This window comes from Yinghuangia sp. YIM S09857, from assembly GCF_051388915.1.
Classification (GTDB): domain Bacteria; phylum Actinomycetota; class Actinomycetes; order Streptomycetales; family Streptomycetaceae; genus Yinghuangia.
In genome coordinates this window covers 69,595-83,833 of sequence record NZ_JBPKBH010000011.1, presented here as the reverse complement: position 1 = coordinate 83,833, position 14,239 = coordinate 69,595, and the positions used below count along the sequence as shown (strand labels likewise).

General features: G+C 71.0%; 12 protein-coding genes. 7 read left to right on the top strand and 5 right to left on the bottom strand.

The genetic code is table 11. The features are described from left to right. Nucleotides 1–49: 49 nt before the first annotated feature. The 4 genes from ACRX5S_RS23435 to ACRX5S_RS23420 form a co-directional block, all read right to left on the bottom strand. On the bottom strand, nt 50–1,759 hold the full coding sequence (locus tag ACRX5S_RS23435) for a hypothetical protein (protein ID WP_436775022.1): 1,710 nt from the start codon (nt 1,757–1,759) through the stop codon (nt 50–52). Between the two features lie 367 nt (nt 1,760–2,126). After that, complete coding sequence (locus ACRX5S_RS23430) at nt 2,127–3,749, bottom strand: MFS transporter (RefSeq protein ID WP_436775021.1); 1,623 nt, start codon at nt 3,747–3,749, stop codon at nt 2,127–2,129. Then, complete coding sequence (locus ACRX5S_RS23425; RefSeq protein WP_436775020.1) at nt 3,746–4,222, bottom strand: nuclear transport factor 2 family protein; 477 nt, start codon at nt 4,220–4,222, stop codon at nt 3,746–3,748. Before ACRX5S_RS23425 ends, ACRX5S_RS23430 begins: the two co-directional genes overlap by 4 nt. A 225-nt stretch (nt 4,223–4,447) precedes the next feature. Then, on the bottom strand, nt 4,448–5,146 hold the full coding sequence (locus ACRX5S_RS23420; RefSeq protein WP_436775019.1) for a spermidine synthase: 699 nt from the start codon (nt 5,144–5,146) through the stop codon (nt 4,448–4,450). A 345-nt stretch (nt 5,147–5,491) separates the two neighbouring features. On the opposite strand from ACRX5S_RS23420, the gene ACRX5S_RS23415 reads away from it, so the two are divergent. The 5 genes from ACRX5S_RS23415 (at nt 5,492) to ACRX5S_RS23395 (ending at nt 11,757) form a co-directional block, all read left to right on the top strand. Beyond that, a complete protein-coding gene (locus ACRX5S_RS23415; RefSeq protein WP_436775018.1) occupies nt 5,492–6,859 on the top strand; it encodes an ABC transporter substrate-binding protein in 1,368 nt (455 codons plus the stop codon). A 64-nt stretch (nt 6,860–6,923) separates the two neighbouring features. Continuing rightward, the gene (locus ACRX5S_RS23410; protein ID WP_436775017.1) at nt 6,924–9,119 is read left to right on the top strand and encodes a branched-chain amino acid ABC transporter permease; all 2,196 of its coding nucleotides are present in this window, start codon (nt 6,924–6,926) and stop codon (nt 9,117–9,119) included. Beyond that, nucleotides 9,109–9,861 carry an ABC transporter ATP-binding protein gene (locus tag ACRX5S_RS23405; protein WP_436775016.1) on the top strand — a complete coding sequence of 251 codons (753 nt, stop codon included), beginning with the start codon at nt 9,109–9,111 and terminating at the stop codon, nt 9,859–9,861. Before ACRX5S_RS23410 ends, ACRX5S_RS23405 begins: the two co-directional genes overlap by 11 nt. Further along, nucleotides 9,858–11,474, top strand: coding sequence for an ATP-binding cassette domain-containing protein (locus tag ACRX5S_RS23400; protein WP_436775015.1), 1,617 nt, complete (start codon nt 9,858–9,860; stop codon nt 11,472–11,474). Before ACRX5S_RS23405 ends, ACRX5S_RS23400 begins: the two co-directional genes overlap by 4 nt. A gap of 112 nt (nt 11,475–11,586) precedes the next feature. Beyond that, the gene (locus ACRX5S_RS23395) at nt 11,587–11,757 is read left to right on the top strand and encodes a hypothetical protein (RefSeq protein ID WP_436775014.1); all 171 of its coding nucleotides are present in this window, start codon (nt 11,587–11,589) and stop codon (nt 11,755–11,757) included. Nucleotides 11,758–12,136: 379 nt separating this feature from the next. On the opposite strand, the gene ACRX5S_RS23390 is transcribed toward ACRX5S_RS23395, so the two are convergent. Further along, the gene (locus ACRX5S_RS23390; protein WP_436775013.1) at nt 12,137–12,373 is read right to left on the bottom strand and encodes a hypothetical protein; all 237 of its coding nucleotides are present in this window, start codon (nt 12,371–12,373) and stop codon (nt 12,137–12,139) included. 189 nt (nt 12,374–12,562) lie between these two features. Between ACRX5S_RS23390 and ACRX5S_RS23385 the strand changes: the two genes are divergently transcribed. Both ACRX5S_RS23385 and sigJ read left to right on the top strand, forming a co-directional pair. Continuing rightward, entirely contained in the window at nt 12,563–13,564 is a 1,002-nt protein-coding gene (locus ACRX5S_RS23385; RefSeq protein ID WP_436775012.1) for an NAD-dependent epimerase/dehydratase family protein, read from the top strand. Beyond that, nucleotides 13,561–14,239: RNA polymerase sigma factor SigJ (sigJ, locus tag ACRX5S_RS23380; protein ID WP_436775011.1), on the top strand; the 679-nt coding region annotated here is incomplete at its 3' end. The genes ACRX5S_RS23385 and sigJ, both read left to right, overlap by 4 nt.

The window sequence follows — 14,239 nt, the reverse complement described above, 5'->3', positions numbered from 1 at the left end:
TGGCAGCGGTCGTACGGAAATTGGTGGGTGTTGGTGAGCGAAATGCCTGTCAGTAGGCGTGAGTTCGGCGGCGTCGTGGTCCGGCTCGACCCGGACGCCGCCTATGTTCGAGCGATGGGCGGTGGTCCGGTGGCGTGCCGTCGGCAAGGCCGGCGCGGAACAGGCCATACGTGATCCGCCCGCGCGCGGCCGCCTCAAGTTGGTCGCGCAGCTCACCGTCGCGCAGCATCGCGTCCGCGCCCAGTAGGTCTTCGACGAGGGCGAGGGCACCGGCGCTGTCGCCGTGGTGGAGGCGTTCGCGGATCTCGGTGAGGCAGTCGGGACGGCGGTGCGCGGTGTCGATGGCCTGAAGGCAGGGCAGGGGAGTTCCGGTGAGGGCCGCGAGGAGTTCCTCGCGCCGGATCTCGTCCGGGTGGTGGTCGAGCGCGGTCAGCACGCCGTCCACGAGACCGATGCGATGCCGTACGCCCCGGCAGTCGATGTAGCGCGGGTGGCCCGAGTCGCGCGCGGACCGAGCGGTGTCCGGCGAATAGCCGGGAACCAGCGCGGCGGCGACGAGCGGATGCAACTGCCCGGGCGCGATCGCGCCGGCGCGGAGGAGTTCCAGGTCGGGAAGGACCCAGGTGGCGGCGTCCGGGAGTACGGGGAGGGAGGTCGCCTGGGTGGAGGCGGGGGCCTTCGAGATCCGGATCTGGGGACTGTCGCCGTCGGCGTTGATGGCTTGAGGACGCTGGTGTGCGCCGTCGTCGTCACCCGCGTCGGCGGCCGGTTCCACGATCAACCGGTGCCGTGTCCCCAACCGGACGAGGACGCCGCCTGGCGGACGCCCTTCCGCGCGCAAGAGGATCGCGGCCTCGGCGGCCCAGCGGTTCACGGCGCACGGTTGGTCCTCCGGGACCAGGCCGAGGGGGTCGTATGCCGTCGGAGACAGTGTCGGATCGGAGACCGAAGGCGCGAACCGTTCAGGCGTGGACTCGGACGACTCGAACGCCGAGCGCGCGGACTCGGAAGGCGCGAACCCCGAAGACGCGGATTTCAAATGCGCGAGCTCGGAAGGCGCGAACCTCGTCGGCGCGGACCCCGAAGGCGCGGATCCTGAAGGCGACCCCGTGGACGCGGACTCGGAAGGCGCGAACCCCGAAGGCGCGGACCGCGCCGACGCGGACCCCGCGGGATCGGACGCGGAACGATCGGACGTCGAAGCAGCAACCCCGACATCGGCCCCCGCCCGCGTACGCAACTCGTGCGCACGCCGCGCGTCCCACAAGTGCCGGTGCAGGTCGAGCCGGAAGCGCCGGTCGGGGTGCGGCTGCCGGTACGCGCCGGGGGCGCGTGCCGTGCCGTCCCAGAGCGCCAGGCTGATCCGCTGCCCGGCCGCGGCCCAGCCCGGCGGCGTGCGAACCACCAGGTACAGGCCGCGCGTTCGGGGACCGGTCGCGGCGCCGTAACGGGCCAGCGCGATGGTCAGACCGGGACGCAACTGCCCGTCCGGAGCGATACGCGGCATGTGCCAGCGCAGCAGATCCGGGGCGAGGTGGCGGAGGTCGGCGCGTACAAGGGCCGCGAGTTCGTGCCCGTGCGAGCGGGCCAGCACACGCAGGTTCAGGTCGACGTCGATGCCCGCGGCAGCGCACGCCCCGGCCCAGTCACCGGCAAGGCGGCGGGCGGTCGCGGACTCGATCATGGTGGGCGGCACGGCGAACTCGCGCACGCGCGGCCAGAAGGAAAGCCGGGAATCCCCGTTCGCGAAGTGAGGCATCAGCACTCACCTTGCGTGGACGGGACCCCCAATCTCACAACGATTTGAGTGGTCATCGCTACCGACCATAGCGCCCCGCACCCTCACCCGGCCAGGAACCCGCGCTCAGTCGCCCCACCGCGGACCACTTGCCGACCCGCTCCGAGCCCCAGTCGCCCCCGTTTCGACCCGCCCCGAGCCCCAAGCGTCCCCATCCTGCCTCGCGCCCCCAAGCGTCCCCGCCCCGCCCGCACCTTCCATACCTCGGGAACGTTCGCCGATGTCCGAAGGTGCCACCCCCGGCCCTCAGTCACCCGAACCAACGAGGGGTTGCCGACAGTTCGACCCCATGTTCGATTGGCTCGCCCCGGGCCGCCGCCCCACCAGGCTACGCGCCCCGCCCACCGGCCGACCGGGTCGTCGCCGACGCGCTCGGGGACCCGCTCGCCGTTCCCGACCGGCTTGCCGCAGGCTCCGTCGCCGCCTCGGAAGGCCCCTCAGGGCGCGGGTGTTCGTTGTGTACTGCCGCGGCAGGGGCCAGCGGCGAAGGGGCCCCCGGGACGGCCAGGGCGATGAAGGCGCTCAGGACGCAGCCGATCGCCAGCAGCCCGAAGCAGATCTGGTACGCCGTCAGGCTCGGTGCGGAGGCTCGCGGGCCGTCGCCGCCCAGGGTCACCGCGGTCAGGATCGCGCCCAGGATCGCCGCGCCGACCGCGCCGCCGATGGTGCGCAGCACCGCGTTCATGCCGTTGGCGACGCCGGTCATGTCGGAGGGCACGTTCGCGTTGACGGTCGCCGGCATGGCGGCGAAGGCGAGGCCGAGGCCGAAGCCGAAGAGGGTGAACACCGCCGAGAACGCCCAGACATGGCCGGTCAGCGGCAGCAGCGCGAGGAAGCTGACGGCGCTGAGCGCGGGGCCGAGGACGAGGGCGGGCTTGGGGCCGTACCGGTTGATCATGCGTCCCGCGACCGGCGCCGCCGCGAGGTTGCCGAGTGCGCCGGGCAGCATGTAGAGCGACGCGGCCAGCACGGTGGTGCCGAAGCCGTAGCCGTTGGCCTCGGGGGACTGGAGGAACGGCGCGAACAGCAGGCCCGAGCCGTACATCGCCATGCCGGTGAGCATCCCGGACAGGCCCGCGAGCAGGACCGGGCGCCGCGTCATGACCCGCAGGTCGACCAGGGGCGCGGGGCAGCGCAGCGCCCACCACGTCCACAGCGCGAACAGCAGCGCGGACAGTACGAATCCGCCGACGACCAGGGGGGCCGTCCAGCCGATCCGGCTGCCCTGGCTGACCGCCGCCAGCAGCGCGGCGAGCCAGCCGGAGAGCAGGAAGGCCCCGAGGATGTCGACGCGTCCCGGTGCCGAGCGCGGCGCGGAGTCGGGAACGATCAGCCACACCAGGGCGATCGAGATCACCGAGACGGCCGCGGACAGCCAGAACAGCAGGTGGTAGTCGGCGCGGTCGGCGATCAGCCCGGTCATCACCGAGCCGAACGTCGAGCCGACGCTGATGGTCGCGCCGATGACGGCGATGCTCCCGGCGGTGCGGTGCCGCGGGAACTCGTCGCGCACGACGCTCAGCGCCAGCGGTACGACGCCGCCGCCGAGGCCCTGGAGCACGCGCCCGGCCACCAGCATCGGGAACGAGGTGGTGACCGCGGCGAGGACCGACCCTGCGGCCACGGCCGCGAGGGAGATGAGCAGGTAGCGCTTCTTGCCGCGCAGGTCGCCGAGTCGGCCGATCAGCGGGGTGGCGACCGCGGCGGCCAGCAGGTTGCCGGTCAGCACCCACGCGATGGCGGAGCTGGAGACGTTCAGCCGACCCTGCAACTGCGGCAGGATCGGCGTCACGACCGTCTGCATGACCGCGATGGCGGTCGCGGCGAACGCGAGTGCGGTGAGGATGAGGGTGGGGCTGCGGCGACCGCGCGCCGCCGTGCTGTCGGAGGTCTTTCCGACGGCCGCCGCCGTTTCCGTCCCGGCGTCGGCCCCGGTACTGTCGCCGCTCACGACGCGATGGTCAGCGGCCGGTCCTCGACCCAGTCGCAGTGCAGCGTGCGGGTCGCGATACGCCACCCTTCGTCCGTGCGCGCGTATGTGTCGAGGTAGCGGATCGCCATGACGCGGTCACGGCGTACGCCCGCCTCGTCGTCGTAGATGTGGTGCGCCGTGCAGTACGTTTCCGCCTCCGCGCGGTCGTCGTCGACCGTGGCGAGCTGATTGGTCACCAGATGCTGTGTGGCGATGTACCGTTCGAGCCCCGTCATGGCCTTGGCGATGCGCTCGCGCCCGCTCCGGGACACCGGCTCGGCGCCCGGGTCCATGTGCACGGTGAGGGTGCCGTCGGGGAGGAAGCAGGAGGCGACGAGGTCGGGCTTGCGCCGGTCCGCGCCGTGCGCGTATGTCTGGACCAGATCGCGCAGCGCCTGCCGGTCCGCGAGGAGGCGGACCATGTCGCCGTCCTGCCCTGTGCCCGCTCCCATATGTACCGTCCCCTCGCACACGACACCGTCATCGCATGTTGACATGAGGCAGTGGACCGACACAAGTTTTCGCTGACGGTCAGTCAGGCCGAAAAGCCTACGTCTGACCTGCGAAAACGACCCGAAACATGATCGTCACCGGGAGGCAATGCGGCGGCGTGTCGTTGGACACCTTGCGGCCACCGGCCGGGCCCGGAGCGTCCCGAGCCCGACCGCGCCACCCCGTCAGCGCGCCAGGAACACCACGTCCGGCACCCCGCGCGGCACCCGCACCGGGATCTCCTCGACGCGCACGTCCCCGAACACCCCGCGCAGCCGCTCCTCGAACTCCCGGCTCCCCGCCGCGCTCCAGACCGCCAGGACGCCGCCCGGGGCGAGTCGGCCGCGCAGCGCCAGCAGCCCGTCGCGGCCGTACAGCGAGCGGTTCGACTCGGTCACCGTCCAGTCGGGCCCGTTGTCGATGTCCAGGCACAGCGCGTCGTACGTGGGGAGCGGGTCGTCGGCGGGGCCCGCCGCCGCGAACGCCCAGTCCAGCAAGTCCTCGTGCCGCACCTCGACGTGCGGGGCGTCCAGCGCGTGCCGGGAGAACCGCCCCAACGGCCCGTGCTGCCAGGCGATGACGGGGGCCTCGCGCTCCACCACCGTCACATGGCCGACCGCCGGGTGCGCCGCCGCCTCACCGAGCGAGAACCCCACGCCCAGGCCGCCGATCAGCACCCGGAGGTCCGGCCGTCCGACCGCCTCCACCGCAGCGCGCACCAGCAGTCGTTCCGACGCTCCGTCGCGCGTGTCCATCAGAAACGTGCCGTTGCTGATGATCTCGAACGCGTCCCCGTGGCGGCGCAGAACCAGTTCCCCGCGGGGCGTCTGGACGCGCTCCACGACCACCGCCGCGACATTGTCGCCTTCTCGCTTCACCGGCATGTCGTCGTCCCGTCCTCACCGTTATCTGACCGGCACTTTTTGCCGGTCCGGCGACTCTTGCACCCTCGTGAGGTCGCCGTTAGTGTCCCGGCCATCGCTCCATGGTCCATTGTCTGATGGCATCCCCGGACCCTAACGCCGATCCCGAGCCGACCACCGCGGACACGCGACCCGTTCGCCGGGACGGTGCACAGCACTTGAGCACCAATGCACCACCGCACGGCTGCACGGCTGCACGACGAATGCCGACCAGGACATCTTGAGTCCGGTCAGCGGACACAAGTGTCGGGAGGGCTGATGGCGTCAAAATCCGCACGGCGAACGGGTAGGCGATGGGCTGCGGGCATGGTCGTGCCCCTGCTCCTGGTCGCCGCCTGTAGTCGAACGGGGGACGAGCGGATCGAGGAGTTCCCGCCGGGCTACGGGGTCGCACAGGCACCGGGCGCCCCCACGGACGCGCCACCCTCCCAGGCCAACGGCGACTTCGGTGACCTCAAGGGCTTGTGTGGTCCCAAGCCGGCCGACCAGAAGCCGGCCACCAAGGTCGACCGCGGCGTGACCGACGGCGAGATCGCCATATCCACGATGGGCGACCCGGGCAACCAGTTCCAGCCCGGACTCGGCCAGGAGTTCTTCGACATGGGCGACGCGTTCGCCAAGTGGTGCAACGCCCAAGGCGGCATCAACGGCCGCAAGATCAAGGTCAACAAGCGCGACGGGCAGTTGTTCAACGCCGCCACCGCGACGACCGCGGCCTGCCAGACCGACTTCATGGCCGTCGGCGGTGGCAACCCGCTCGACGACGCCACCGTCGAACCCCGGCTCGCCTGCAACCTCGGTGCCATCCCCGGTTACGTCGTCACGACTCCGGCGATCAACGCCCCGCTCCAGACGCAACCCGGCGGCATCCCCGCCGACGAAGGGCCCGTCGGCCCGTACAAGGCGGTCTTCGAGAAGTACCCGGACGCCAAGGCCAAGGTCGGCATCCTGGGCCAGGACCTCGACTCCCTCAAGCCGGTCGCGAACCGTTACGAGGACGCCATCAAGAAGGCCGGCGGCACGGTGGTGAGCAAGCAGTTCGCCCCGCCCTCCGGCGCCACCTGGCGCGCCTTCGTCGAGGCCATGAAGGCCCAGGACGTCCAGATCCTCGTCAGCGCCGGTGTGTTCGCGGTCAACGCGACCCCGCTGTTCCAGGAGATGCAGAACGCGGGCTGGGCGCCCAAGGTGATCCTCTCCGACCAGTCGGCGTACCACGCCGCCAACGTCAAGGCCGCCGCGGACAACCTGGTCGACAGCGAGTTCTACGTCTACTCGACGTTCTGGCCGCAGGAGGCCGCGAAGGAGAAGCCGGTCGCGCAGCTCGCGCTGGACCTCTACCAGAGTCAGAAGAAGGACGGCCGGATGGTCTACTTCCACTACTCCGGACTCAACGCCTGGCTCCTGTGGGCCCAGGCCGCCAAGGCCTGCGGCGCCGACCTCACCGTGCAGTGCGTGCTCGACAACACCAAGCAGAAGGCCTGGACCGCGGGTGGCCTCTTCGCCCCCAACGACGTCGGCCCGCTCAGTGAGATGCACGCCAACCCCTGCTACACGATGTTGAAGCTGACCGGCAAGGGCTTCGAGGTGGACAAGGAAATCACCAAGCCCAACACCGACACCATCTTCAACTGCTCGCAGGACAACACCGTCAAGCTCGACCAGGCCTACACCTGATCCGCCACCCGATCCGCGGTGACATCCGCTCGGACGTCCACCTGATCCGCCCACGGAGGGGTGCGTGAAAGAGTTCCTGACGTTCACCATCAGCGGTCTGGCCACTGGCGGGATCTACGCGATCACCGCCGGCGGCCTCACCCTGACGTACACCACCACGGGCATCTTCAACTTCGCGCACGGCGCGACGGGCATGTTCGCGGCGTTCACCTATTGGCAGCTGCACTACGGCTGGGGATGGCCCGTCCTGCTGTCCCTGGCCGTGATCCTGCTGATCCTCGCGCCGCTGTTCGGCGCGCTGATGCACCTCGTGATCATGCGGCGCCTGGAGGGCACGTCGCAGGCCACCAAGCTCATGGTCACCGTTGCGATCCTGCTGTCGATGGTCGCGGCCGTGCTGTGGATCTGGGATCCGAACAAGAACCGCAACATCACGCCGTTCTTCCAGGGCCACGTCGTCAAAGTGCTCGGGGTACGCGTGCCGTACAGCGACGTCACCACGCTCGCGGTGGCCCTGCTGGTGGCGATCGGCCTGTGGATCCTGCTGACCAGGACGCGCACCGGCGTCGCCATGCGGGCCACGGTGGACGATCGTTCGCTGGCCGTGCTCAACGGCTCGCGCCCCGAGGTGCCGGGCATGATGGCCTGGGCCATCGGCACCATGCTGGCCGCCGTGGCGGGCATTCTGGTGGCGCCCAAGCTGTCGCTCAGTCCGCTGCCGCTGACCCTGCTCATCGTCAACGCGTACGCGGCGGCCGTCATCGGGCGGCTGCGCAGCCTGCCGATGACTTTCGTCGGCGCGCTCATCATCGGCCTCGCCAACGACTACGCGATCGGTTACGTGCCGAAGTGGGAGGCGGGAGCCGATTACCTCACCGGTTTCATCGCGGTCGTGCCCGTCGTCGTGCTGTTCGTGGCGCTGCTGCTCCTGCCGCAGTCGCAACTGCGCGGCCACGCGGCAAGCCGCACCCGGGAGATCGCCCGTCGGCCGAGCTGGCCGGGCAGCGCCGTCTTCGCCGTCGCCGTGGTCTTCGGTGCGGTCATCGCGGCCCGCACACTCGACCCGATCGACCTGTACGGCAGTACCAAGATGTGGGGATTCGGCATCATCGCGCTGTCGATGATCCCCCTTGTTGGGTACGCCGGCCAACTGTCGCTGTGCCAGCTCAGCTTCGCCGGGATCGGCGCCATCGCCGTGTCCCACTGGGGCGGCGACGGCAGCCTGATGGGCCTGGTCTACGCGGCGGTCCTCTGCGCCGTCGTCGGTGCCGTCGTCGCGCTGCCCGCGCTGCGGTTGTCCGGCATCTATCTGGCCCTGGCCACCGCCGCGTTCGCGGTGGCCATGGACCGGTGGATCTACCTGATGCCCAAGTGGACGTGGGGCGACACCACGTTCAACATCTTCAACGGCGGCACCCTGCACTTCGAGCGGTACGACCTACCGTTCGTCAGCATCGAGGGCGACCGGGCGTACTTTGTCTTCGGTGCCGTCGTCTTCGCCCTGTTCAGCCTGATCGTCGTGGCCATCCGGCGCGGCGAGTTCGGCAAGCGGCTCCTGGCGCTCAAGGACAGCCCGGCGGCCTGCGCCACGCTCGGCATAAACCACAAGCTCACCACGCTTGCGGTCTTCGCCACCTCGGCGGCGATCGCGGGTGTCGGCGGCGGGATCCTCGGTGGCGCCACCAGGTCGGTCAGCGCAACCCAGTTCGAGTTCTTCGCCGGCCTCTCCATCCTGATGGCGATGGTCATCGCAGGCCTCAACTCGCCCGGCGGCGCGCTGTTCTCGGCAATCCTGCTGGGCACCCCGCTGATGACCAACCTGTTCCCCGACTACGTGCAACTCACCACGATCCTGATCGGCCTCAACGGAATCGCACTCGGCCGCAACCCCAACGGTATGATCGCCGCGCAACTGCGGCCCAAGTGGGATCCCGCGCTCAAATACCCGGCGGTCATGGCCGCGGGCAGTGCGCTGGTGGTCCTTGCGTTCGCAGCCCGGGAAGCCGACCTAGTGGGCAACTACGCCATGGTGATCGCGATCGCCGTCGCCCTGATCGGCATCTCCTCGGTGGCGCGCGGTCTGGAGGCGGAGAAGGTCGGCAAGCTGACGGGCAGTTCGGTCCTGCCCGAGGGCATGACCGCGCCGCCCGAACACCTGGGACTGAGCAAGCCGTTCACCCCTGCCGACATCGAGGCCCTGGACCGTACCCTCGGACTCCCGCCGCTCACCGCAGTCTCCGGAGGCCGCCATGGGGCTTGAGGTCAAGGACGTCACGGTCCGGTTCGGCGGCCACGTCGCGCTCGACAACGTGAGCCTGGAGGCGCGCAAGGGCGAGGTCACCGGGCTGATCGGACCCAATGGCGCGGGCAAGACCACGATGTTCAACGTCATCACCGGGCTCCAGAACCCGACCCGGGGCACGGTGACGCTGGACAGCCGCGACATCAGCAAGCTGGCGCCGTACAAGCGCGCCCGGCGCGGCATGGCCCGCACGTTCCAACGCCTCGAACTCTTCGGGTCGTTGACGGTACGCGAGAACATCCACGTCGCGGCCGCCCAGTTCCGCCGCAGGCACCGCACCGCCGAGCGCGCCGGGCCGACCACGGACACCCTGGTCAAGCGCCTGAACCTGGGCGCGATCGCGGACGTCCGGGCCGACTCGCTGCCCACCGGCCAGGGCCGCATGGTCGAGCTCGCCCGCGCGCTCGCCTGCCGCCCGAGTGTCCTGCTGCTGGACGAACCGGCATCGGGGCAGGACGAGTCCGAGACCGCGGAGTTCTCGCGCGTGCTGCGCGACGTGGCCGCCGAAGGGGTCGCCGTGCTGCTGGTCGAGCACGACATGGACCTGGTCATGTCGGTCTGCGACAACCTGCATGTCCTGGACTTCGGCAAGAAGCTCGCGCAGGGTACGTGTGCGGAGATCCAGGCCGACCCGCTGGTGCGCGCCGCGTACCTGGGCGAGGCTGAGGAGTCCGACAAGACGTTGGGGGCGACGCTGTGACGCAGACACTGGAACTGCCCGTCGCGGGCGCCGTCCAGGACGTGCCGGTGCTCGAACTGCGGGGCGTGAAGGCCGCGTACGAGCAGGTCGAGGTGCTGCACGGGGTCGATCTCGCGGTCCCGGCCGGATCCGTCGTCGCGGTGCTCGGGCCGAACGGCGCGGGCAAGACCACGATGCTCAAGGTGGCCTCCGGAATGCACCCGCCGACGGCCGGGGACGTGTGGCTCGCGGGCCGCTGCGTGACCGGCGCGGCGCCGGTGGACCTCGCCCGGCTGGGCCTGTGCAGCATTCCCGAGGGCCGCGGGGTCTTCCCGAACCTCACGGTCTCCGAGAACCTGTGGATGGCCAGCTACCGGGGGGTGTCGCGGTCCGAGATCGAGGAGCGCGTCTTCCCGATCTTCCCCCGGCTCAAGGAAAGGCGCCGCCAGGCGGCCGGCACGATGTCCGGCGGCGAGCAGCAGATGCTCGCGATGGCCCGGGCCATCGCCACCGACCCGGCGGTCCTGCTGATCGACGAACTGTCCATGGGACTGGCCCCGCTGGTCGTCGAGCAGCTCTTCGAGATCGTCTCCCGGATCGCCGGGACAGGCGTGACGGTGTTGCTGGTCGAGCAGTTCGCCCAGACCGCGCTGGGGGTCGCCGACCTCGCGGCCGTCATGACGGGCGGGCGGATCACGGCGGTCGGCACCCCGGAGGCAATTGCGGCGGGACTGCACAGCGCGTATCTGGGTGGCGACGGTGCCGAGAGCGGGGGCGCGGCGGCGGGAGCGGCGGGTACTGCCGCGAAGTCGGTCGTGCCGGTCGAGGGCGCGTCGCCGCCGAAGGCGCTGACTGGGACGGTGAGTCCGGTGGCGGAGTCCGAGGCGCTGGAGGTGCCGGAGGCGGCAGGGGCGGTGGACGGCCGTGAAGCGGGCGACAGCACGGTCGTGCTGCCGACCGGTCGCGGTCGCTACTCCGCCTACCTGGGCGGTGAGGACGAGGGCTTGTCGGACCCGGCTCCGGCTCCCGAGCGGGTCGAGGGCGATCCGAGCGTGCGGCAAGACGAGACGACAGGCGAGGCGCAAGGCCAGGCACAGGGCGCAGCACACAGCCCGACAAAAGAACCGGCACAAAGCCCTGCGCAAAGCCCGGAGCAAGGCGAATCACAAGGCGAGTCCAAAGGCGAGACACGAGGTGAAGTCATGAGCACGAACACCGCCGGTGTTCCGCCCACCGTCCCGGCGGGCACCCCGGCCGCGCCCTCCGACGGGCCGACGGCGCCGCCGCCCGCGCCGAGCGGGGAGCCGCGCACGCACGCGCTCACGCAGGAGGTCGCGGGGCTGCGCATCAAGCCGCCGTCCACCACGCTGGACACGCAACTGATGTGGCTGGGCGTGGTGTTGCTGGTGGCGGGGATCGGCACCGGGCTTGGGGGCTACATCATGGCCCACACGACCCAACTGGCACTCACGCAGCGGGACGCGATCCTGGTCGGACTCTGCGGGATCCCGATCTCCATCGCGGGCATGGCGCTTTTCATCCGGTACTCGCTCTCGAACTTCCTGCGGTTCTGGATCGCACGCCTGATCGCGACGCAGCAGCAGGGCGGGGGATCGCAACCGCCCACGCCGTGAGCCCGGTGTGGTGACCCCGGATTCCTCCGCAGGACCGATGCACGGCGGGCCCACCCGGTGACAGGCTGGGTGGGCAACGCCGTTCTGGGACCGTACGTGGGAGGGGACCCCCGTGAGTGAGCACCCCGTGGCCGACGGGCCGTCCGACTCGTCCGCGAGCGGCCCGACGGAGGCACCGGCCCTACGCCGCAACCCGCTTCCCTGGCTCCTGGTCACCGTCCTGGTGGCCTTGGCAGCCGTGCTGGCCTACGCGGCCGTCATGGTCGTCCGCATGCTCGCCTGACCGGCGACGTGGCGCGCGGACTCAGCTGATGTCGGCGGCGCGTGTGGCTCCCTTTGTTCCGCAACGATCGGGCGATTGGGAGAGTCACGCCCTCACCCGCACGGGGTCGACTCCGACGCGCGCGGTCGCACAAGTTCGCACACACGTCCGACCTGCGCCCCGCGATTGGGCGAGTTACGCGCTCACCCGCACGGGGTCGGCTCCGCCGCGCGGTGGCAGAAACTCGCACACTCATCCGACGACCTGTGCCCCGATTTCCTAACCCCACCCGCGCCCTCACCAGCGCTCGCGCGCTTACCCGCGGCCACGTGCAGGCCTAGGCCCAGGCCCAGGCGGCAAGGCCCACGCCCACGCCCACGCACGAAGACGCTACCTCGCTTCAGCGCGGATGCGGGAACCTCATGGAGCGCAGGCCCCGCTGGTGCATGCGGCGGCGGATGACGCCCAGGTCGATCGCCGCGACCAGCGCCGTAGCCGCGGACACCGCCGCGGCGAAGATCCACACCCCCCGGTGCGCGTCCGCGTCCGCCGCGATCCACGCGCACACTGCCGCGGCGATGACGCCCGCCACCAGGGCCATCCGCGACAACAGCCGCCGCAGCGGCAGATCCGACACGGCGTCGTCCGGTTCCGTCCCATGTCGCTGGGACCTGGGAATCCTGGCCATATCAGGCGTCTACCCAGGTCGAGGTCCGCAAACCGACCGCGCCAACGGCACCGTTGACGCGCCGCGATGTCACGGACGGCCGGGCTGTCTCGTCCCGTGTGTCGAAGGGGATTTCCGGCACTCGGGAAGGTGATGGGCATGAGGGTTTTCGTGGCGGGCGGCACCGGCGTCCTCGGGCGGCGGCTGGTGCCCCGGCTCGTGGCCGCGGGCCATCAGGTGACCGCCACCACCACGAGCCCCGCCAAGCTCGCCCTGCTCGCCGACCTGGGCGCGGACGGTGTCGTGATGGACGGGCTGGACGCGGCCTCCGTCGGCCAGACCGTGGCCGTGGCGCGGCCGGACACGATCGTCCACCAGATGACCGCGATCGCGCCGGTGCACGCCGGGAAGCCCGACCTCAAGCACCCCGACCGCTGGTTCGCCCGGACGATCCGGCTGCGCACCGAGGGCACCGACAACCTGCTCGCCGCCGCGGCGGCCACCGACGTGTCGCACGTCGTCGCGCAGAGTTACGGGTGCTGGAACGGCATCCGCGTCGGCGGCTGGGTCAAGACCGAGGACGACCCGCTCGACCCCGAGACCGGCACCAGAGCCCGCCCCGGCATGGAGGCGATCCGGCACGTCGAGGACGTCGTCGCCAAGGCCGGCGGCGCGGTGCTGCGGTACGGCGGCTTCTACGGCCCCGGCGCCATGGACGACCAGGTCGAGCTGCTGCGGAAGCGGCAGTTCCCGCTGGTCGGCCGCGGCACCGGATACTGCTCCTGGGTGCACCTGGACGACGCCGCCCAGGCCACGGTCCTGGCCGTGGAGCAGCGGGCCAGGGGCGTGTTCAACATCGTGGACGACGAGCCCGCCCCGGCCGCGCAGTGGCTCCCGTACCTCGCCGCGTGCGCCGGGGCCAAGCCGCCGATGCGGGTGCCCGGATGGCTGGCCCGGCTGCTGGCCGGCGAGATGGCGGTGACGATGATGACCGAGGGACGGGGGTTCTCCAACGCCAAGGCGAAACGCGAGCTCGGCTGGGAGCTGCGCCACCCGTCGTGGCGGCAGGGCTTCAGGGACGAACTGAGCACAAGGCATGATCAGAACGAATCGCACGAACCGCGTGGTACGCGCGGCGCGGGGAAGGAAGGCCGGGCGTGACCGCCACCGAGGAGTTCGAGGACCTGCGTCCGCTGCTGTTCTCCATCGCGTACCGGATCCTCGGCAGCGTCGCCGAGGCCGAGGACGCCGTCCAGGAGGCCTGGCTGCGCTGGGAGGAGTCGGAGACCCGCCCCACCTCCGCCAAGGCCTTCCTGTCGGCCGTGGTGACCCGTATCTCGATCGATGTGCTGCGCTCCGCCCGGGTCCGCCGCGAGCAGTACGTCGGCCCGTGGTTCCCCGAGCCGCTGCTCGCCGACCCGTACGAGGACCCCGAGCGCTCCGCCGAACTGGCCGACTCGCTGTCGATGGCGGCGCTGGTGCTGCTGGAGCGGCTGAGCCCGCTGGAACGCGCGGTGTTCGTGCTCCGCGAGGTGTTCGGGTTCGGCTTCCCGGAAGTCGCGTCCGCCGTCGGACGGTCGGAGGCGGCGTGCCGGCAACTCGCGGTCCGGGCACGGCGGCACATGGACGACGGGCGCCCGCGCTTCGAGGCGGACCGCCGGGAACGCCAGGAACTCGCCGCGCGGTTCTTCGACGCGTTCCGCGAGGGCGACGTCGAAGCATTGCGCGAACTGCTCGCCGCCGACGTGCAGTTGGTCGGCGACAGCGGCGGCAAGGCCCCGCTCGTCGGACCGCACATCTTCGGGCACGACAAGGTGTCCCGGCTGCTCGGCGCGG

Bases quoted from the DNA above. Each gene is read 5' to 3' on its own strand.
- ACRX5S_RS23425 (WP_436775020.1), bottom strand. From the start codon at position 4,222: ATGGGAGCGGGCACAGGGCAGGACGGCGACATGGTCCGCCTCCTCGCG.
- ACRX5S_RS23415 (WP_436775018.1), top strand. From the start codon at position 5,492: ATGGTCGTGCCCCTGCTCCTGGTCGCCGCCTGTAGTCGAACGGGGGAC.
- ACRX5S_RS23435 (WP_436775022.1), bottom strand. From the start codon at position 1,759: ATGCCTCACTTCGCGAACGGGGATTCCCGGCTTTCCTTCTGGCCGCGC.
- ACRX5S_RS23420 (WP_436775019.1), bottom strand. From the start codon at position 5,146: ATGCCGGTGAAGCGAGAAGGCGACAATGTCGCGGCGGTGGTCGTGGAG.
- ACRX5S_RS23385 (WP_436775012.1), top strand. From the start codon at position 12,563: ATGAGGGTTTTCGTGGCGGGCGGCACCGGCGTCCTCGGGCGGCGGCTG.
- ACRX5S_RS23405 (WP_436775016.1), top strand. From the start codon at position 9,109: ATGGGGCTTGAGGTCAAGGACGTCACGGTCCGGTTCGGCGGCCACGTC.